This is a genomic window from Saccharothrix tamanrassetensis (assembly GCF_014203665.1).
Lineage (GTDB): Bacteria > Actinomycetota > Actinomycetes > Mycobacteriales > Pseudonocardiaceae > Actinosynnema > Actinosynnema tamanrassetense.
Genome location: NZ_JACHJN010000010.1, coordinates 72,887 through 92,436, shown reverse-complemented (window position 1 = coordinate 92,436; position 19,550 = coordinate 72,887). Strand labels below are relative to the sequence as shown.

The 19,550-nt window shown below is 73.9% G+C and carries 17 protein-coding genes; 14 read left to right on the top strand and 3 right to left on the bottom strand.

The annotated features are described in order from the left end of the window. Window positions 1-27 precede the first annotated feature (27 nt). From metK to ggt, 3 genes are all read left to right on the top strand, one after another. Window positions 28-1,230 (top strand): methionine adenosyltransferase, encoded by a 1,203-nt coding sequence (gene metK, locus FHS29_RS28110; RefSeq protein ID WP_184695679.1) that lies wholly within the window; start codon window positions 28-30, stop codon window positions 1,228-1,230. A gap of 284 nt (window positions 1,231-1,514) precedes the next feature. Then, a complete protein-coding gene (locus FHS29_RS28105; protein ID WP_184695677.1) occupies window positions 1,515-3,506 on the top strand; it encodes a primosomal protein N' in 1,992 nt (663 codons plus the stop codon). 520 nt (window positions 3,507-4,026) lie between these two features. Next, entirely contained in the window at window positions 4,027-5,805 is a 1,779-nt protein-coding gene (ggt, locus tag FHS29_RS28100) for a gamma-glutamyltransferase (protein ID WP_184695675.1), read from the top strand. Between the two features lie 204 nt (window positions 5,806-6,009). Here ggt and FHS29_RS28095 read toward each other — a convergent pair whose 3' ends face one another. Beyond that, window positions 6,010-7,197 carry a hypothetical protein gene (locus FHS29_RS28095; RefSeq protein ID WP_184695673.1) on the bottom strand — a complete coding sequence of 396 codons (1,188 nt, stop codon included), beginning with the start codon at window positions 7,195-7,197 and terminating at the stop codon, window positions 6,010-6,012. Then, on the bottom strand, window positions 7,194-7,778 hold the full coding sequence (locus tag FHS29_RS28090; protein ID WP_184695671.1) for an RNA polymerase sigma factor: 585 nt from the start codon (window positions 7,776-7,778) through the stop codon (window positions 7,194-7,196). The genes FHS29_RS28095 and FHS29_RS28090 overlap by 4 nt, the downstream gene beginning before the upstream one ends. A gap of 140 nt (window positions 7,779-7,918) precedes the next feature. Here FHS29_RS28090 and FHS29_RS37830 point away from each other — a divergent pair, with 140 nt between their 5' ends. The 6 genes from FHS29_RS37830 to FHS29_RS28065 all read left to right on the top strand — a co-directional run bounded on the left by FHS29_RS37830 (window position 7,919) and on the right by FHS29_RS28065 (window position 14,399). Continuing rightward, window positions 7,919-8,053 (top strand): hypothetical protein, encoded by a 135-nt coding sequence (locus FHS29_RS37830; RefSeq protein WP_281391745.1) that lies wholly within the window; start codon window positions 7,919-7,921, stop codon window positions 8,051-8,053. A gap of 247 nt (window positions 8,054-8,300) precedes the next feature. Next, window positions 8,301-8,846: a peptide deformylase gene (def, locus tag FHS29_RS28085; RefSeq protein ID WP_184695669.1), complete on the top strand. Its 546-nt coding sequence runs from the start codon at window positions 8,301-8,303 to the stop codon at window positions 8,844-8,846. A 2-nt stretch (window positions 8,847-8,848) separates the two neighbouring features. Continuing rightward, window positions 8,849-9,778 carry a methionyl-tRNA formyltransferase gene (gene fmt, locus FHS29_RS28080; protein WP_184695667.1) on the top strand — a complete coding sequence of 310 codons (930 nt, stop codon included), beginning with the start codon at window positions 8,849-8,851 and terminating at the stop codon, window positions 9,776-9,778. Next, entirely contained in the window at window positions 9,775-11,202 is a 1,428-nt protein-coding gene (locus FHS29_RS28075) for an RsmB/NOP family class I SAM-dependent RNA methyltransferase (protein WP_184695665.1), read from the top strand. Before fmt ends, FHS29_RS28075 begins: the two co-directional genes overlap by 4 nt. Window positions 11,203-11,300: 98 nt before the next feature. Continuing rightward, on the top strand, window positions 11,301-11,819 hold the full coding sequence (locus FHS29_RS28070) for a flavoprotein (protein WP_184695663.1): 519 nt from the start codon (window positions 11,301-11,303) through the stop codon (window positions 11,817-11,819). 36 nt (window positions 11,820-11,855) lie between these two features. Next, the gene (locus tag FHS29_RS28065) at window positions 11,856-14,399 is read left to right on the top strand and encodes a helix-turn-helix transcriptional regulator (RefSeq protein ID WP_184695660.1); all 2,544 of its coding nucleotides are present in this window, start codon (window positions 11,856-11,858) and stop codon (window positions 14,397-14,399) included. A gap of 103 nt (window positions 14,400-14,502) precedes the next feature. Here FHS29_RS28065 and FHS29_RS28060 read toward each other — a convergent pair whose 3' ends face one another. Then, entirely contained in the window at window positions 14,503-15,144 is a 642-nt protein-coding gene (locus tag FHS29_RS28060) for an SDR family NAD(P)-dependent oxidoreductase (RefSeq protein WP_184695658.1), read from the bottom strand. A gap of 198 nt (window positions 15,145-15,342) precedes the next feature. Here FHS29_RS28060 and rpe point away from each other — a divergent pair, with 198 nt between their 5' ends. From rpe to ribH, 5 genes are all read left to right on the top strand, one after another. Next, the gene (gene rpe, locus FHS29_RS28055; protein ID WP_184696148.1) at window positions 15,343-16,002 is read left to right on the top strand and encodes a ribulose-phosphate 3-epimerase; all 660 of its coding nucleotides are present in this window, start codon (window positions 15,343-15,345) and stop codon (window positions 16,000-16,002) included. A gap of 194 nt (window positions 16,003-16,196) precedes the next feature. Beyond that, a complete protein-coding gene (ribD, locus tag FHS29_RS28050; protein ID WP_184696146.1) occupies window positions 16,197-17,168 on the top strand; it encodes a bifunctional diaminohydroxyphosphoribosylaminopyrimidine deaminase/5-amino-6-(5-phosphoribosylamino)uracil reductase RibD in 972 nt (323 codons plus the stop codon). A gap of 10 nt (window positions 17,169-17,178) precedes the next feature. Beyond that, a complete protein-coding gene (locus FHS29_RS28045) occupies window positions 17,179-17,799 on the top strand; it encodes a riboflavin synthase (protein WP_184695656.1) in 621 nt (206 codons plus the stop codon). Then, window positions 17,796-19,070: a bifunctional 3,4-dihydroxy-2-butanone-4-phosphate synthase/GTP cyclohydrolase II gene (locus tag FHS29_RS28040; RefSeq protein ID WP_184695654.1), complete on the top strand. Its 1,275-nt coding sequence runs from the start codon at window positions 17,796-17,798 to the stop codon at window positions 19,068-19,070. The genes FHS29_RS28045 and FHS29_RS28040 overlap by 4 nt, the downstream gene beginning before the upstream one ends. Further along, window positions 19,067-19,546, top strand: a complete 480-nt coding sequence (gene ribH / locus FHS29_RS28035; protein WP_184695651.1) for a 6,7-dimethyl-8-ribityllumazine synthase — start codon at window positions 19,067-19,069, stop codon at window positions 19,544-19,546. The genes FHS29_RS28040 and ribH overlap by 4 nt, the downstream gene beginning before the upstream one ends. Window positions 19,547-19,550: the final 4 nt, after the last annotated feature.

The following is a 19,550-nucleotide window of genomic DNA, read 5'->3' as shown; positions in this document are numbered from 1 at the left end:
CAGATGGAAACCAGATAGAGGAGTGCCGTGAGCCAGCACAGCAGCAGGCTGTTCACCAGTGAGTCGGTGACCGAGGGGCACCCGGACAAGATCTGCGACGCGATCAGCGACTCGATCCTCGACGCGTTGCTGGCCAAGGACCCCCGCTCCCGGGTCGCGGTGGAGACGCTGATCACGACCGGCCAGGTGCACGTGGCGGGCGAGGTCACCACGGAGACCTACGCGGACATCCCCTCGATCGTCCGGGAGAAGATCCTGGAGATCGGCTACGACTCGTCGGCCAAGGGCTTCGACGGCCGTTCGTGCGGCGTGAACGTGGCCATCGGCTCGCAGTCCCCGGACATCGCGCAGGGCGTGGACACCGCCTACGAGCAGCGGGTCGGCGGTGCGGACGACGAGATCGACAAGCAGGGCGCGGGCGACCAGGGCCTGATGTTCGGCTACGCGTGCACCGACACGCCGGAGCTGATGCCGCTGCCGATCGCGCTGGCGCACCGGCTGTCCCGCCGGCTGACCGCGGTGCGCAAGGACGGCACCGTGCCCTACCTGCGCCCGGACGGCAAGACGCAGGTCACCATCGAGTACGCGGGCGACCAGCCGGTGCGGCTGGACACGGTGGTGGTGTCCACGCAGCACGCGGACGGCATCGACCTGGAGAAGCTGCTCGGCGTGGACGTCCGTGAGCACGTGGTGCTGCCGGAGATCGCCGCACTGGGGCTGGACACCGCGGACGTGCGGCTGCTGGTCAACCCGACCGGCCGGTTCGTCATCGGCGGTCCGATGGGCGACGCGGGCCTGACCGGTCGCAAGATCATCGTGGACACCTACGGCGGCATGGCGCGGCACGGCGGTGGCGCGTTCTCCGGCAAGGACCCGTCGAAGGTGGACCGGTCCGCGGCGTACGCGATGCGCTGGGTGGCCAAGAACGCGGTGGCGGCGGGCCTGGCGACGCGCATCGAGGTGCAGGTCGCGTACGCGATCGGCAAGGCCGCCCCGGTGGGCCTGTTCGTGGAGACCTTCGGCACCGAGACGGTGGACCCGAGCAAGATCCAGCAGGCCATCACCGAGGTCTTCGACCTGCGGCCCGCCGCGATCATCCGGGACCTGGACCTGCTGCGCCCGATCTACGCGCCGACCGCCGCGTACGGCCACTTCGGCCGCACCGACGTCGAACTGCCCTGGGAGGGCACCGACCGCGCGGACGCCCTCCGCACGGCCGCTGGTGCGTGACGGCTTGGCCGACCGGCCGATCCGCGGCCAGGCCGTGAACCAGCCGGAGTAGTCGATACCTGCGTCGCCGATCCGGGACCTGTTGACCGACGAACTCGATCAACACGGGCTCCGGATCGGCGGCGTGCGCATTTCCGGGTCGTCGGACTGGGCGGGCTGATCGACTTCACCCGATGGTGATCTTGCACATCTCGAACACAGGTTCGAAGATAAACCCGTGAAAACACACGCCCGGGCCCACCACTCCGACGACCCACGGGAGGCTCTCTGGTAGACCTCAGCGCATGACAGGCAAGGCGACCACCAGACGCGGGGAACGCGTACCCGCGCCTGCGCTGTCCGTCGCCCGGATCTGCGTCGACGTGCCGTTGGCCCACCTGGACCGGTCCTTCGACTACCTGGTCTCCACCGAACAGGACGCGGACGCGGTACCCGGCTGCCGGGTCCGGGTGCGGTTCGCGGGCCAGTTGGTCGACGGCTACCTGCTGGCACGGGTGGAGGAGTCCGACTACGGCCGCAAGCTCAGCTTCCTGGACCGGGTGATCTCGCCGGAGCCCGTGCTGTCGCCGGAGGTGGCGGAGCTGGCGCGGGCGGTGGCGGACCGGTACGCGGGCTCGCTCACCGACGTCCTGCGGATGGCGATCCCGCCTCGGCACGCCCGCACCGAGGCCAAGCCGTCCCCGGAGCCCGCACCGCTCCCGGCCGCGCCCTCGGCCGAGGGCTGGTCGCGGTACCCGTTCGGGTCCAACCTGCTGGACGCCCTGCGGGCCGGCCGGTCGGCCCGCGCGGTGTGGCAGGCGCTGCCGGCGGAGGACTGGCCCGCGCGGCTCGCCGAGGCGGCCACGTCGGTGGTGAGCACCGGCAAGGGCGCCCTGGTGGTCGTGCCGGACCACCGCGACCTGGCGCGGCTGCACGCGGCGTGCGCGGCCCTGGCGGGCCCGGACGCGGTGGTGACGCTGTCGTCCGACCTGGGGCCGTCCGAGCGGTACAAGCGGTGGCTGGCGGTGCGCAGGGGAGCGGTGCGGCTGGTGCTGGGCACGCGCGGGGCGGCGCTCGCGCCCGTGCACGACCTGGGCCTGGTGGTGGTGTGGGACGACGGCGACGACCTGCACGCCGAACCGCGGATGCCGTACCCGAACGTCCGGGACGTGCTGGTGCAGCGTTCGCACCTCACCGGGGCGTCGCTGCTGATCGGCGGTTTCGCGCGGACCGCCGAGGCGCAGCTGCTGGTGGACAGCGGTTGGGCGCACGAGGTGGTGGCGGCCCGGGAGACGCTGCGCGCGGTTGCCCCGCGGGTGGCGGCGGTCGGCGACAACGCCTGGCAGGACGTCAAGGACCCGGCGGCGAGGTCGGCCCGACTGCCGTCCATCGCCTTCGAGGCGGCCAGGGCGGCGTTCGCGGAGGACGCCCCGGTGCTGATCCAGGTGCCGAGGCGGGGCTACGTGCCGTCCCTGGCGTGCGGCACCTGCCGGGCGCCGGCCCGCTGCCGCCGCTGCGCCGGTCCGCTGGCGTTGCCCGGCGGCACCGACGACGGCGTGCCCAAGCCCGCGTACTGCCGTTGGTGCGGGGCGACCGAGGCGGCGTTCCGCTGCCCGGCCTGCGGCTCGCGCCGGCTGCGCGGGCAGGTCATCGGCGCCCGCCGGACCGCCGAGGAACTGGGCCGGGCGTTCAGCAACATCCCGGTGCGTACGTCGGGCGCGGACGAAGTCCTGTCCTCCGTCCCGGCACGCCCCTCGCTGGTGGTGGCGACCCCCGGCGCGGAACCCACCGCCGAGGGCGGCTACGGCGCGGTGCTGCTGCTGGACGGCTGGGCCCTGCTCGGCCGCGCCGACCTGCGGGCCACCGAGGAGACCCTCCGCCGCTGGATGACCGCCGCCGCGCTGGCCCGCCCGGCGGGCAAGGTGGTGGTGATCGCCGACTCCAGCCTGGCCCCGGTGCAGGCCCTGGTCCGCTGGGATCCGGTGTGGCACGCGAGGCAGGAACTGGCGGCCAGGACGGAACTCGGCTTCCCGCCGGCCGTGCGCATGGCCACCGTGGACGGCACCCCGGACGCCATCGCCACCGCCCTGGAAGACCTCGCCCTGCCCTCGACCGGCGAAGTCCTCGGCCCGGTGCCGCTGTCCGACGACGGCCAGAAGGAACGCGCCCTCATCCGCGTGCCCAGGACGGAGGGCAAATCCCTCTCCGAGGCCCTGTCCACCCTGCTGGCCACCCGCAGCGCCCGCAAGGACCCGGAACCGATCCGCGTGAAACTCGACCCGCTGGAAGTCCTCTAGCCTCCGATTTCGGCCCCACCTCGTCGGTCCGCCCGCCGCGCCCACCGCCGCGCCCACCGCCGAAACCGCCACCGCGCCCGCCCGGCCGCCGCCGATCCACTTCGACCCAGCCAGCGCCTGCCACCGCCAAGCCCTGCTACCGCCAAGCCAGGCCAGGCCCGCCAAGCCCCGGCCACCGCCAGGCCCGCCAAGCGTGGCTGGCGCCAAGCCTGGCCGCCGCCAACCTGCTTTGCCCCGGCCGGCGCCTGTCACCACCGCCAGGCCCTGCTACCGCCAGGCCCGGCCACCGCCAAGCCCTGCTACCGCCAAGCCCCGTCGGCGCTCACCACCGCGCAAGGTCAGCCCGCGCTTACCCCGCCGACGCTTACTACCGAGCCGCCCCGGCTGCGGGGATTCGGCCGCGATCGACCGCACGCGGCAGGATCGGTGAGGCTTGATGGGATCGGCAGGATCGGTGGAATCGGTGGGATTCAACCTGGCGGGGGTTCACCGGTTCCCCTGCCCGGAGTACAAGGGAATGATGCTCCGGTCGACGGTCGCCAGCGCCCTCGCATCCCTCCTCCTCGTCGTCCCACTCGCCCCCGCCCAAGCCCAAGTCCAGGCACCGGCCGCCCCGCCGCGCGTACCCGAAGCGGTCGGCTCCGGCGGTGTGGTGTCCAGCATCGATCCCGACGCGTCCCAGATCGGGGTGGACGTCCTGCGCAAGGGCGGCAACGCGGTGGACGCGGCGGTCGCCGTCGCGGCGGCGCTCGGTGTCACGGACCCGTTCTCCGCGGGCATCGGCGGCGGCGGGTTCTTCGTGCACTACGACGCCCGCACCCGCCAGGTGTCCACTTTAGACGGTCGGGAGACCGCGCCGGCCAGTGCCGGTGAGGACCTGTTCGTCGAGAACGGCAAGGTGGTCCCGTTCGCCGAGGCGGTGACCAGCGGTCTGTCGGTGGGCGTCCCGGGGACGCCGCGCACCTGGCAGCGGGCGCTTCAGCGGTGGGGGACGTTGTCGCTGGACCGGGCGCTCAAGCCCGCCGAGGACCTGGCCCGGCGCGGGTTCGTGGTCGACGCGACGTTCCACCGGCAGGTCACCGGGAACGCCGAGCGGTTCGCGGACATCACCTCCACCAAGGCCCTCTACCTCCCGGTCCCGCCGGTCGGCAGCACGTTCCGCAACCCCGACCTCGCCGACACCTACCGCGAGCTGCGCGAGGACGGCGTGTCCGCGTTCTACCGGGGCGGCGTCGGCCGTGACGTGGTCGAGACCGTCAACGAGCCGCCGGTCGACCCGGCCGCCACGCGCAACGTCCGCCCCGGCGGGATGACCATGTCCGACCTGGGCGACTACAACGCCCCGCGACGCGAGCCGAGCCGTACCCGCTACCGCGGCCTCGACGTGTTCGGCATGGCCCCGCCCGCCTCGGGCGGCACCACGATCGGCGAGGCGCTCAACATCCTGGAGTCCGCCGAACCGGCGCACCAGACCCAGGCCCAGTACCTGCACCACTACCTGGAAGCCGGCAAGCTGGCGTACGCCGACCGCAACCGCTGGGTCGGCGACCCGAGCTTCGTCGACGTGCCGACCAGGGAACTGCTGTCCCAGAGGTTCGCCGACAGCCGCGCCTGCCTGATCTCCCCGACGTCGGTTCTCGCCGCCCCGGTGGCCCCCGGCGACCCGCGCGACCCGAAACCGTGCGCCACCACCGGCGAAGACGCCGCCACCCCCTACGAGGGCACCGACACCACGCACCTCACCGTCGCCGACAAGTGGGGCAACGTGGTCGCCTACACCCTCACCCTCGAACAGGAGGGCGGCAGTGGCATCGTCGTGCCCGGCCGCGGGTTCCTGCTCAACAACGAGCTGACCGACTTCTCGTTCACCCCGGTCACCCCGGGCGTCCCCGACCCGAACCTGCCTGGTCCCGACAAGCGCCCGCGCTCCTCCATGTCACCGACGATCGTGCTGCACCACGGCAAGCCCGTGCTGGCGCTGGGCTCGCCCGGCGGCGCGAGCATCATCACCAGCGTCCTCCAGGTGCTCACCCAGCGCCTGGACCGCAAGCTCCACTTGGTCGACGCGATCGCCGCACCCCGTGCGTCCCAACGCAACGCCGCCACCACCCAGGCGGAGACCGCGTTCCTGGCCACCGGAGAAGCCGAGACGCTGCGCGCCCTGGGCCACCAGTTCACGTCCACCGCCGAGATCGGCGCGGTGACCGCGGTCGAACGGCTTCCCGACGGCCGCTGGCGGGCCGCCGCCGAGACCACCCGGCGCGGAGGAGGCGCGGCACGCGTGGTCTGGCCACGTTAGGAGGACGCCGGGTCCGAACGTCCCCGGGGGAGGAGACGTTCGGACCCGGACCAGGTGGAGCCCGGATGTCCCGACCCCTCAACGGGGCATCCGGGCTGGATCGAGGGTCGGGCTGGATCGAGGGTCGGGCTGGACCGCAGGTCGGGCTGGATGGGCGGCTTGGCTGGTTCGCGGTGGAGCCGGCAGGCCGGCGGGCCTGCCGGGTCAGACCACCGGCGCCTCGTAGAGCAGCGCGCCCTTCTTGTCGAAGGCGCGCAGCCGCACGCCGGCCAGTGACGCCGCCTCCAGTGACGCCAGGTTCGTCACCCTGGTGGCGAACGTGTTGCGCTGCACCTCCACCGGCCGGACGTGGCCGCCCGGGTCGACGAGGTCCATCCGCACCACGTCCTCCCGCACGACACCGGCCAACCGGGTGACGATGCCGCGGACGCTGTCGGTCTTGGTCACCGCCCGGGCGGACAGCGTGAACGCGTTGTCGTCGTTCCCCACCGGCATCGGCGGGTTGACCTCGGTCGGCTTGAAGACGCTGATCACGCAGTACGCGGTGTGGCCCGCCGGCCCCCGCAGCACCGCGATGCCGGTCTCGGTGTCGGTGCCGACGGACGCTCCGAGCTGCCACTGGGCGGTGTCCCGGACGTGCGGCACCGAGTCGCGCAGCGCCCGGTCCAGGCAGCGCGCCAGCACGATCTCGGGTCCGCTCGCGTCGGCTTCGTCACCCGTGAACCGGTCCTCGGTGTGCGCCCCCACCGGCATGGACCGCAGGTCCACCGGGTCGGACCAGGTCGGCGAGCCGTCCGAGAACGACAGCTCCACGGTGACCGAGTCGGCGGCGGTGAGCATCACGAAGTACCCGTTGCCGACGAGCGTCGCCGGCTGCGGCCGTCCCGAGTCGTTGTCCTTCGCCCGGAACAGCGCGGTGCCGGGCGGCACCCTCCCCGCGACCACCCCGGTCGGTGAGCGCCACGCCGCGTACCGGGCGTCCATGAACGTCACCCCGGTCACCCCGGTGGAGGTGGACGTCGTGGTGTAGGTCAGCTCGCAGAACCGTTCGGCGGGCGCGACCAGCAGCCGCCTGCCGGGCATCCGCACGGTGAACAGCGCCTGGTCGAAGCCGCAGGTCGCGGTGTCCTCCCGGGTGGTCTCGACCTCGCGCACCTCGTCCGGCGCGGCGAACGGGCGGGAGGTGGGGATCGCGGTGGGCGGGTCGACGGCGTCCACGTGGTCCGAACCGGTCAGCGGGACGAGGAAACCACCCGCGACCAGCAGTGCCGCGCCCGCGGCGGCGGCCAGTGGGGCGCGCACCGCCGGACGCCGGTTGAAGATCTTGCGGCGCATCCGTTCCCGCACGTCCGGGGGCAGGGTGCGGCGCGGGGGCAGTTCCGGGAAGCTCACTGGACCTCCTCCACTCGGACGGCGCGCAGTCGGGCGCGGGCACGGGAGATGCGCGAGCGCACGGTGACCTCGGCCACGCCCAGCACTTCGGCGGCCGCGGCCGTGGGCACCTCGCCGAGCAGGCACAACTCCACCGCTTCGCGCTCGGCCGTGGGCATCCCGCGCACCACTTCCAACACCCGGCGCAGCTCCCGGTCGTCGTCGACCGCCGCGACGACGCTCTCCGCGTGGTCGGGCACCACCTCCGGGTCGGACACCCGTTTCAGCGCCCGGCGGAACCGGCCGAGCCGGCGGAACTCGGTGCGCGCCAGGTTGCCCGCCACGGTGTACAGCCAGGGCAGCGCGGAGTCGCGGACCAGGGTGATCTCGGACCGCCGGCGCCAGGCCGCGAGGAACGTCGCGGAGGTCAGGTCCTCGGCCATCGACCACGAGGCGGTGAGCCGGTAGCCGTGGTTCCACACGGCTTCGGCGTGCCGGTCGAACAGCGTGGCGAACGCGGCCTGGTCACCGCGTCGCCACAGCTCAGCGTCGGTCTCGGCCAACGGTGCCGCCCCCTGCCGCCTCGTTGTCGCAGCGATCATGCCGGTAAGTAGCCGCAGCCACCCCCGGCGTTGCACCCCATCTCATCCCGGGGGCGTATCGGTGCTCGATACCCCGAGCGGACGCGCGCGTACGGCTCCGGGGGAGATCGTGGTGCTACCGACGCGAGAGGGAGGGTGACATGGCCGCCATCACGATGACCAGCACGAAGACCCCGGCGATCGTCACGGGCGTGGCGACGGCCACCAGGTTCGTCGGCCACTTCCTGGCCGCGCTGGTCGGCGTGGCCCTCCTCGGCCGCGACCTCGACCACTGAGCCCGACCGCCCCGACCTCCGGCCCTGATTTCCGACCCCTGATCTCCGACACCGCACCCGACCGCGACACCGCTACCCCGGCCGCCGCGCTCGACCGCGACACCACTACCCCGGCCGCCGCACTCGACCGGCGTCCGGCCCGGATCCACCGTCCCGGTCGCCCGCCGAGCCCCGTTCCCGCACAGCGCCCGTCCACGTTTTGGCCGCTCTCCTAGACTGGCTGTCTGCCCCCGTTCGAGGAGAGTGCGTGACCGTCCAACCCATCCGGCTGTTCGGCGACCCGGTGCTGCGGACCCCCGCCGTCGAGGTCGCCGACTTCGACGCGGAACTGCGCAAGCTGGTCAAGGACCTGTGGGACACCATGAGCGACGCCGGCGGCGCGGGGCTGGCCGCCCCGCAGCTCGGGGTGGGCCTGCGGGTGTTCACCTATCACTGCGACGGCTTCGCGGGCCACCTGGTGAACCCGACGTTCGAGGTCGTCGGCGACGAGTTCCAGGAAGGCCCCGAGGGCTGCCTGTCCATCCCCGGCATGTCGTGGGACTGCCGGCGGCACCGCAACGTCGTCGCGCGCGGCTGGAACATGCACGGCGAGCCCGTCGAGGTGGAGGGCACCGACCTGCTGGCCCGGTGCATCCAGCACGAGACCGACCACCTGGACGGCGTGCTGTTCCTGGACCGGCTGGACGACCAGACCCGCAAGGAGGCGATGCGGGCGATCCGGCAGCAGTCCTGGTTCGACGGCGGGATGCCGACGCTCAAGCAGTCGCCGCACCCGCTGTTCGGGGGGGCGTGACCATGCGCCTGGTCTTCGCGGGCACGCCGGGAGTGGCGTTGCCCTCACTGCGGGCTCTGCTGGACTCGCCCCGGCACGAGGTGGCGGCCGTGGTCACCCGCCCGGACGCCCCGGCGGGCCGCGGCCGCAAGGTCGAGCGGTCCCCGGTCGCGGCGCTGGCCGACGAGCTCGGCATCGAGGTGCTGACCCCGGCCAAGGCGGGCGACCCCGACTTCCAGGCCCGGCTGCGGCAGATCAGGCCCGACCTGTGCCCGGTGGTCGCCTACGGCGCGCTGCTGCCCGAGTCGGCGCTGTCCATCCCCCGGCACGGCTGGGTGAACCTGCACTTCTCGGTGCTGCCCGCGTGGCGCGGCGCGGCTCCGGTGCAGGCGGCCGTGCGGCACGGCGACGACATCACCGGGGCGACCACCTTCCGGATCGTGAAGGCGTTGGACGCCGGCCCGGTGTTCGGCGTGATCACCGAACGGGTGCGCGAGCGGGACACCTCCGGCGAGCTGCTCGACCGGCTCGCGGAGTCCGGCGCCAAGCTGCTGCTGTCCACCGTGGACGGCATCGAGGACGGGACGTTGCGCCCGGTGGAGCAATCGGAGGAGAACGTCAGCTACGCGCCCAAGGTGACCGTGGAAGACGCCCGACTGGACTTCGCCGGCATGCCGGCGGCGGCGCTGGACCGCGTCTCGCGGGCCGTGACGCCGGATCCGGGCGCGTGGGCGGAGTTCCGCGGCGAACGCCTCAAGCTGGGTCCGGTCGCACCGGTGGACGAGGAGGGCCTGGCGCCCGGCGAGGTGCGGGTGGAGCGCAAGCGCGTGCTGGTCGGCACCGCCACCACGCCCGTGGCGCTCAGCGACGTGCAGGCGCAGGGCAAGAAGCGGATGGCAGCCACCGACTGGGCGCGCGGCGTCCGGATCGGGGCGGGGGAGCGCATCTCATGACCGAGCGTTCCTCGCGTCCGTCCCGTCCCCGCCGGCCGCACCCGCCGCGTCGGCGCACCGGCCCGGCCCGGCCCCCGGTGGAGGACCCGGCCCGGCTCGCCGCGCTGGACACGCTGCGCGCGGTCCGGCAGCGGGACGCCTACGCCAACCTGGTGCTGCCCGGTCTGCTGCGGGACCGCCGGATCACCGGCCGGGACGCCGCACTGGCCACCGAACTCGCCTACGGCACGTCGCGGGCGCAGGGCCTGCTCGACGCGATCCTGACCGCGTGCTCCGACCGGCCGCTGTCCGAAGTGGACGGCTCGGTGCTGGACGCGTTGCGGATGGGCGCGTACCAGCTGCTGCGCACGCGCATCCCGCCGCACGCGGCGGTCGCGTCCACGGTGGACCTGGTGCGCGCGGAGCTGGGCTCCGGCGCGGCCGGGTTCGCCAACGCGGTGCTGCGCCGGGTGACCGCGCAGGACGAGGCCGGCTGGATCGACGAGGTCGCGCCGGACGAGGAGACCGACCCGATCGGCTACCTGGCGATGTCCAACGCGCACCCGAGGTGGATCGCGCAAGCGTTCGCGGAGGCGCTGGGCAGCCGCGGCGAGCCGCTGCGGGACGCGCTGGTGGCCGACGACTCCCGGCCCGCCGTGCACCTGGCGGCCCGGCCGGGGGAGTGCAGCGCCGACGAGCTGGCCGCGATGACCGGCGGCGACGCCGCGCCGTACTCGCCGTACGGGGTGCACCTGGAGCCCGGCGCGGGCGATCCGGGCGACCTGGACCCGGTGCGGGAGAAGCTGGCGACGGTGCAGGACGAGGGCAGCCAGCTGTGCGCGCTGGCGCTGACCCGCGCGCCGCTGGAGGGCCCCGACGAGCGTTGGCTGGACCTGTGCGCGGGCCCGGGGGGCAAGGCCGTGATGCTGGGCGCGCTGGCGTCGTTGTCCGGCGCGACCCTGGACGCGGTGGAGAAGGCCCCGCACCGCGCGGAGCTGATCCGCAAGGCGCTGGGCGACCTCCCGGTGACCCTGCACGTGGCCGACGGGCGTGACTCGGGTCTGCCGGCGGGCGGTTTCGACCGCGTGCTCGTGGACGCCCCGTGCACCGGTCTGGGCGCGCTGCGGCGTCGTCCCGAGGCGCGGTGGCGGCGGCAGCCGTCGGACGTGGCCCCGCTGGCGCGGTTGCAGCGCGAGCTGCTGACCGCCGCGCTGGAACTGGTCCGCCCCGGCGGGGTGGTGGCGTACGTGGTGTGCTCGCCGCACCTGTCGGAATCGGTCGGCGTGGTCGCGGACGTGGCGCGGCGGACCGGCGCGGAACGCCTGGACACCCGCGAGTCCTTCCCCGGCGTGCCGGATCTCGGCGACGGGCCGCAGGTCCAGCTGTGGCCCCACCTGCACGGCACGGACGCGATGTTCTGCGCCCTGCTGCGCCGGCCGGACTGAGCGGTGCGCACCCTGCCGGATCGTTCGACGATCTCCCGCGGCACGGGGGTTGTCGGCTTGGTGAGCGGTTCGGCAGGTGGCGGCGCGGACGGTCCGCGGTGACCCGGCCGGTGCTCGGTCTGGTGGCCTCGGCCGGCGGCGGCGTGGAGCGGTGGTTGCGGACCGGCCTGGCCGAGCCGCTGGCCCGGCAGGGCTGGCGGCTCGCCGTCACGCTCACCCCGACCGCCGCCCGCTGGCTGGAACCCGAGGTCGCGCGGCTGGAGGCGCTGACCGACCTGCCGGTCCGGTGGACCTCGCGGCTGCCGTCCGAGCCCAAACCGCACCCGGTGCCGGACGCGTTCGTGTTCGCGCCCGCGACGCTGAACTCCATCGCGAAACTCGCCCTCGGCATCGGCGACAACCAGGCGCTGACCGTGTTGTCCGAAGCGCTGGGTCGGCGCGCGCCGATGGTGGTGCTCGCCCAGGTGGGCGCGGAACAATCCCGTCATCCCGCCTATGACGGCCATCTGGCGGTGCTGCGCGCCGCCGGGGTGAAGGTGGTCGGCGGAGGGCCTGAAGAAGTGCTGGGAGAACTCGCCGGTGTTGCGCCGTTCGCCGCATTCGACAAAAGGCCGTGAATTGACAGCCGGACGAGACGCGTAGCAGTCTTGAATGTGTCGAAATTGTACGGCCGGGATCGTGAATGGGCTTCGGTTCTCCGCTTCCTGTCCGCGCCCGGTGGCCTGCTGGCCATCGACGGCCCGCCGTGCTCCGGCAAGACCCTCCTGCTGCACGAGGCGGTCGGCGCCGCCCGTGACCGCGGCTACGCCGTCGTGCTGGTCGACGGTGAGCAGGTGGCAGGCTCCGCCGACCTCGCCCGAGCCGTGGACGACGCCGAACACGACCCGGCCGCCCGACCGCTGGTCGCGGTGGACCACGCGCACAAGGACCCGTCCGCCGTCCTCGCCCTGCTGCCGCGACTGCGCGAACACCGCGTCACCGCCCTCTTCGCCCTGACCGGCGCGCACGCGGGCGTCGAGATCCGCCGCGCCCTGCCCGTCCACGGCGACGTGCTCGACCTCGGGCCGGTGGGCGGTGACGTGGTCGACCGGATGTTGGCCGACATGCTCGGCGCGTCACCCGGTGCGGGCCTCGGCGCGCTGGTCGCGTCCGCCGGCGGCAATCCCCGGCTGATCACCGAGCTGATCACCGGTCTGCGCGAGGAGGACCGGCTCGACGTGCGGGACGGCACGGCTCGGCTGCGCGGCGACCGGCTGCCGCACCGGGTGCGCGGCCTGGTCGCCGGCCAGGTGGACCTGCTGTCGGCGAAGGCCACCCAGCTGCTGCGCGTCGCGGCGGTCATCGGCAGGTCGTTCCTGCTCAACGACGTCGCCGCGATGATGGGCGAGACCACGGCCGCACTGCTGCTGGCGGTGGACGAGGTGCTCGCGTCCGGCCTGGTGGTGGGCATCGACGAACGCCTGGAGTTCGGCTCCGCGCTGGGCTGGCGGGCCGTCGTCGAGTCGATCCCGGAGTCCGTGCTGCACGCGCTGCGGCACGACGCGGCGGTGCTCCGCACGTCGAGCCGCGACCTCTCCCGACCCGCCGCCGACGACCGACCCGAGGACCTGGGAACCACCGCCGTGCACAGCGTGCGGACCCTGGCCGCGAGCGGCAGGCTCGGCGCCGCCATCGCGACGGCCCGCGACAGCCTCGCCCGCCACCCGCCCGCCGGTCCCGCCGCCGAGCTGCACACCGCGCTGGCCGGCATCCTGCTCGCCGACGGCCGCCCCGCCGACGCGGTGGCCGAGACGGAGCACGCCCTCGCCATCCCCGCCGTGGCCGAACCGCTGCGCCGACTCGCCGCCGCCGGACGCCTGGTGGCCCTCTACTTCGCCATCGGCCGGCGCGCCGGGGCACACGCCTTGTCCGTGCTCACCGCCCGCGACCGCGCGCCCAGCGACGCCGACGTGGTGATGGCCGCGTCCGTGCACTCGTGCCTGGAGTGGACCGCCGGCAACCTCGCCGAGGCCATGTACTGGGGCCGCGAGTCGACCCGCTGGGAACTGGACCCGCCGACCGCGTGGTGGCAGGCGCACACCACCGTCTCACACGCCCTGCGGCTGTCCGCCGTGGGCGAGTTCGACCGCGCGGAACAGCTCGTCCGCGACGACGGCCCGGACACCGACGAGGCCGTGACGGCCGGCGCACCCACCGCCAGGACGATCGTCCGCGCCCGCGTGCTGACCCAGGCGGGCAAGCTCGCGCAGGCGCAGGTCGCCGCCCACGCCGGCATGTCCACCGCCCGCGACCGGGGCCTGCGCCTGCTCGTGCCGCTCGCGTCGACCGTGCTGGCGACCCTGGCCCTGCACCGGGGCGACGTCCCGGCGGCGGCCGAGCACGTGCGTCGGTACCGGGGGGACTTGGCGGGCGGCGAGGCCGTGCTGCACTCCGGGCAGTACGACTGGGTGGAGCTGCTGCTGGCCGACGCGCAGGGCGGTCCGGACCGGGCGTCGGAACTGGCCCGCGCACGCATGGCCGACCTGGACGGCGCCCGCCGGATGCTGATCGAGGAGCCCGGCGCCGCCCCGTGGTTGGTGCGACGCGCGCTGACCGCCGGGGACCGCCGGCTGGCGGGTGTCGTGGTCGGTGCGGTGGAGGAGTTGGCGGCGGACAACCCCGGTTTCGCGGCCGTGTCGGTGGGTGCCGCCCATGCCCGTGCGCTGGTGGAGCGGGACGAGGAGGCGTTGCTGACCGTCGTCGGGCGGTACCGCCATCCGTGGGCCAAGGCGAACGCGAACGAGGACCTGGCGCTGCTGCTGGCCGAGGACGGGCAGGCGGAACGGGCCGAGGCGCACGCCATGCTCGCGGTGCGGATCTTCGAGCGGATGGGCGCGGACGGCGAGGCGTCCCGACTGCGTCGCCGGATCGGCGTTCCGGCCGGGGCAGCCTCGGGTGGGGCAGCTCCGGGTGGGGCGCCTTCCTGCGTGGCGGTTCCCGGCGGTGCGGGGGAGGAGTGGCGGCGGCTGTCCGAGCCGGAACGCGACATCGCCCGGCTGGTGGGCGCGGGGCTGACCAACCGGCAGGTCGCCAAGCAGCTGTTCCTGTCCCCGCACACGGTGAACTACCACCTGCGGGGGATCTTCAAGAAGCTCGGGATCAGTTCGAGGGTGGAGCTGGCGCGACTGGTCCACGGGCAGGAGCACGCCGAGGTCTGAGGTCCGGACGAGCCGGCCCGTGGCCGCGCCGCAGTCGACTGCCGACTGGCAGCTCGCGGCTGGTCGGGCCGACTGCCGGCTGGTCGGGCTGATTGCGGGCTGGTCAGGCCGACCGGGGGTGGGAGACGGTGTCGGCGAGCAGGAAGCGCACCTCGTCCACCACCCGGCACGCGTCGTCCGGCGCGATCACCGCGCAGTGCACGCCCCGCGTCGCGACCTCCACGGCCAGGCACTCCGTGTAGACCACCGCAGCAGCTCGTGAAGCCGCGTAAGCCGCGTAGGCCGCCACGTTCGACCGCGGCACGGCGGCGGTGTGCGCGGCGACCATCACGATCGTCCCGTGCTCGCGCCCGACCATCCGGGTCGCCACCGCGCGGGAGACGTGGAACACGCCGTCGGCGTTCACCGCGAAGCTGTGCGACCAGTCCTCGTCGGTGATCGACAGCGCGGGGCCGGGCCGCAGCGCGCCCGCCGTGGCGACCAGGGCGTCGATCGGCCCGAACTCCCGCTCCACCTGGTCCACCAGCGCGTCCACGGCGGCGCTGGAGGTCACGTCGATCTGCCTGCCCGCGATCCGCAGTCCCTCGGCCTGCCACCGCTCGACGAGGTCCGCGAGCCGGGCGCCGTCGCTGTCCACGGCCGCGACCAGTGCGCCCTGCCGGGCGAGCCACTCCACCACCTCGACCCCGAGCGGTGTGCACGCGCCGGTCACGAGTGCGATCCGGTGGCTCAATTCGGCCTTCATCCCCAGCACTCCCCAGTTCTGCCCCGCGACGAAGGTAATGCCGCCCGGCCGGTGGGGGAACTACCCGCGTGAGTAGTCGGAAAAAGGCCGGTGGAACCGGGAAAACCGCGTGATCGGGTAGCCGGGGTGAAATATGACTCCCCGGCAGGTCCGGACGATCGCGGAACCCTAGACTGACTGCCCGTGGTCCACCAGCCGATGATCGCCCCGAGCATCCTGTCCGCCGACTTCGCCCGCCTCGCCGAAGAGGCCGCTGCCGTGTCCGGCGCGGACTGGCTGCACGTGGACGTCATGGACGCGCACTTCGTGCCCAACCTCACCATCGGCCTGCCGGTGGTGAAGTCGCTGCTCCGCGCCACCGACATCCCGCTGGACTGCCACCTGATGATCGAGGACCCGGACCGCTGGGCCATCGGCTACGCGGAGGCCGGGGCGTACAACGTGACGGTGCACGCGGAAGCCGCCGCGGACCCGGTGCAGCTGGCCAAGAACCTGCGGGCGGCCGGGGCGAAGGCCGGGTTGTCGCTGAAGCCGGGCACCCCCATCGAGCCGTACGTGGACGTGCTCAAGCACTACGACACGCTGCTGGTGATGTCGGTCGAGCCCGGTTTCGGCGGTCAGAAGTTCATGGCGGACGTGCTGGACAAGGCCCGCACCGCCCGCCGCCTGGTCGACACCGGCCACCTGAGGCTGGTCGTGGAGATCGACGGCGGCATCAACGCGGACACCATCGAGCAGGCCGCCGAGGCCGGGGTGGACTGCTTCGTGGCCGGCTCCGCGGTCTACGACGCCACCGATCCGGGCCAGGCCGTCGCGCGCCTGCGCGCCCAGGCCGCCCAGGCGTCCCCCGCACGGTGATCCCGGACGACGCGCCCGCCGGAATCGACCCGCGAACCGGCGGCGACTCGCGGACCGGCGGCCACCCACAAACCGACAGCGAGTCGCGAACCGGCAGCGACCCACGAGGCGGAGCCGGCTCCCGGACGGCCGAAGGCGGTGGATCCCGAAGCGACGTGCCCACCGGCCGGGCGAAGCCGACCGCCGTCGAGGCGATGGCCCTGGCCGTCGAGGCGAGCGCGCGGGTCCACGGCACCACGAGCCCGAACCCACCGGTGGGCGCGGTCGTCCTGTCGGCGGACGGCGAGGTGGTCGGCACGGGCGCGACCCGGCCGCCCGGCCAGGCGCACGCCGAGGTCGTGGCGCTCGCCGAAGCCGGTGAACGGGCCCGTGGCGGCACCGCCGTGGTCACCCTCGAACCCTGCGCCCACCACGGCCGCACCCCGCCCTGCACCGAAGCCCTGCTCGCCGCGGGCGTGGCGAGGGTCGTCTACGCCCACGCCGACCCGAACCCGAAAGCCGCCGGGGGAGCCGCCGTGCTGCGCGCCGCCGGGGTCGCCACCGGGCACCTGCCCACCCCGGTCGAGCCGCTGCGGGCCTGGCTGCACTTCGCCCGCACCGGCCGCCCGCACGTGACCTGGAAGTACGCCGCCACCCTGGACGGCCGCACCGCAGCCCGGGACGGCACCAGCCGGTGGATCAGCTCCGCGGAGTCCCGCGCCGAGGTCCACCGGATGCGCACCACGATCGACGCGATCGTGGTCGGCACCGGCACGGTCCGCGCGGACGACCCGAGGTTGACCGCGCGGGGAACAGGCGTGACCCGGCAGCCGTTGCGGGTTGTCGTGGGCACCAGCGAGTTGCCGCCGGGAGCGCGCGTCCTGGACGACGAGGCCGAGACGCTGCACCTGCGCACGCACGACCCCGACGCGGTGCTGGCCGAACTCGCCCGGCGCGGTGTGGTGGACGTGCTGCTGGAGGGCGGGCCTACGCTGGCGGGTGCGTTCGCGCGGGCGGGCCGGATCGACCGGGTGCTCGCCTACATCGCGCCGAAGCTGCTGGGGGACGGACCGACCGCACTGCGGGGTGCCGGGGTGTCGACCATCACCGACGCTGTGGGTTTGGTCGTGGAGCAGGTCACTATGTGCGGACCGGACGTGCGGGTGTCCGCCGTGGCCGCACGCTAGAGGAGGAACGGTGTTCACCGGGATCGTCGAAGAGTTGGGCGAGGTCGTGGCGGTGGCCGACCTGCCGGACGCGGCACGCGTCACCATCGCGGGCCCGTTGGTGACCAGCGACGCCAAGCACGGCGATTCGATCGCGGTGAACGGCGTCTGCCTCACCGTGGTGGACGTCGTGGGCGGCACGTTCACCGCCGACGTCATGCGCGAGACGCTGGTGCGCAGCAGCCTGGCCAAGGTCGGCCGGGGCGACCGGGTCAACCTGGAGCGCGCCGCCGCCGTCGGGCAGCGGCTGGGCGGCCACATCGTGCAGGGCCACGTGGACGGCACCGGCACGGTGCTGGCCCGCGAGAAGGCCGCGCACTGGGAGGTCGTCCACATCGGACTGCCGCCGCGGCTCGCGCGGTACGTGGTGGAGAAGGGCTCCATCACCGTGGACGGCGTGTCGCTGACCGTCGTCTCGGTGACCGAGGACCGGTTCGACGTCAGCCTCATCCCGACCACGCTGGAGCTGACCACGCTCGGCCGGCGTACCCCGGGTGACCTGGTCAACCTGGAGGTGGACGTGTTGGCGAAGTACGTGGAACGGCTCGCGCTCCCCCATCTGCGCGACACTGGTGCGGAGGAGGCACGGTGACGAAGAGCTTCGCCGACATCGAGCGGGCGATCGCGGACGTCGCCGCCGGGCGGCCGGTGGTCGTGGTGGACGACGAGGACCGGGAGAACGAGGGCGACCTCATCTTCGCGGCCGAGAAGGCCACGCCCGAGCTGCTCGCGTTCATGGTGCGGTACACGTCCGGCTACGTGTGCGTGGCGCTGTCCGAGGCGGACTGCGCCCGGCTCGACCTGCCGCCGATGTACCACACGAACCAGGACCAGCGCGGAACCGCGTACACGGTGACCGTGGACGCCCGCGAAGGCGTGTCGACCGGCATCTCCGCCGCCGACCGCGCGCACACCATGCGGCTGCTGGCCGACCCCTCGTCCGAGGCCAAGGACTTCACCCGGCCGGGGCACGTGGTGCCGCTGCGCGCCCGGGACGGCGGGGTGCTGCGGCGGCCCGGGCACACCGAGGCTGCGGTCGACCTGTCCCGGCTGGCGGGGCTGAACCCGGTCGGCGTGCTGTGCGAGATCGTGTCGCAGAAGGACGAGGGCGACATGGCGCGGCGCGACGAGCTGGAGGTGTTCGCCGCCGACCACGACCTGGCGCTGATCACCATCGCCGACCTGATCGCCTACCGGCGGCGGGTGGAGACGCAGGTGGCGCGCGTCGCCGAGGCCCGCATCCCGACGGCGCACGGCACGTTCACCGCGGTCGGCTACGACTCGAAGCTGGACGGCATCGAGCACGTGGCCCTGGTGTACGGCGAGATCGGCGACGGCGAGGACGTGCTGGTCCGGGTGCACTCGGAGTGCCTGACCGGCGACGTGTTCGGCTCGCTGCGCTGCGACTGCGGACCGCAGCTGGACGCCGCGCTGGAGGCCGTCGCGGCGCAGGGCCGCGGCGTGGTGCTCTACATGCGCGGCCACGAGGGCCGCGGCATCGGCCTGATGCACAAGCTGCAGGCGTACCAGTTGCAGGACGGCGGCGCGGACACCGTGGACGCGAACCTGGCGCTGGGCGTGCCCGCCGACGCCCGCGACTACGGCACCGGCGCGCAGATCCTGGGCGAGCTGGGCATCAAGTCCATGCGGCTGCTCACCAACAACCCGGCCAAGCGGGTCGGCCTGGAGGGCTACGGCCTGACCGTGATCGACCGCGTGCCGCTGCCCATCTCGCCGAACCCGGAGAACCTGCGCTACCTGCGCACCAAGCGGGACCGGATGGGCCACGAGCTGCACCAGCTGGAACAGTACGAGGCGTTGAGCCAGGGTGGCGCGATCGTCAGCACGGAGGGCGTGGAATGAGCGGCGAGGGCCGGCCGGAGTCGGCGGTTCCGGACGCGGCGGGCGTGCGCCTGGCCGTGGTGGCGACCCGGTGGCACGAGGGGATCACCTCCCGGCTCGTGTCACGGGCGTTGGAGGCGGCGGCGCAGGCCGGTGTCGAGTCGCCGACCGTGGCACGGGTGGCCGGCGCGATCGAGCTGCCGGTGGTCGTGCAGGAGCTCGCCCGGACGCACGACGCGGTGGTGGCGCTCGGCGTGGTCATCCGGGGCGGGACGCCGCACTTCGAGTACGTGTGCGACTCGGTGACGGCGGGCCTGACCCGGATCGCGCTGGACACGTCGACGCCCGTGGGCAACGGGGTGCTGACGTGCGACACGGAGGAGCAGGCGCTGGCCCGCGCCGGGTTCGCGGACTCGGTGGAGGACAAGGGCTTCGAGGCGGTGGTGGCGGCGCTGGACACGGCTGTGGTGCTGCGGTCGCTGCGGGCGGCGACGTGATCGC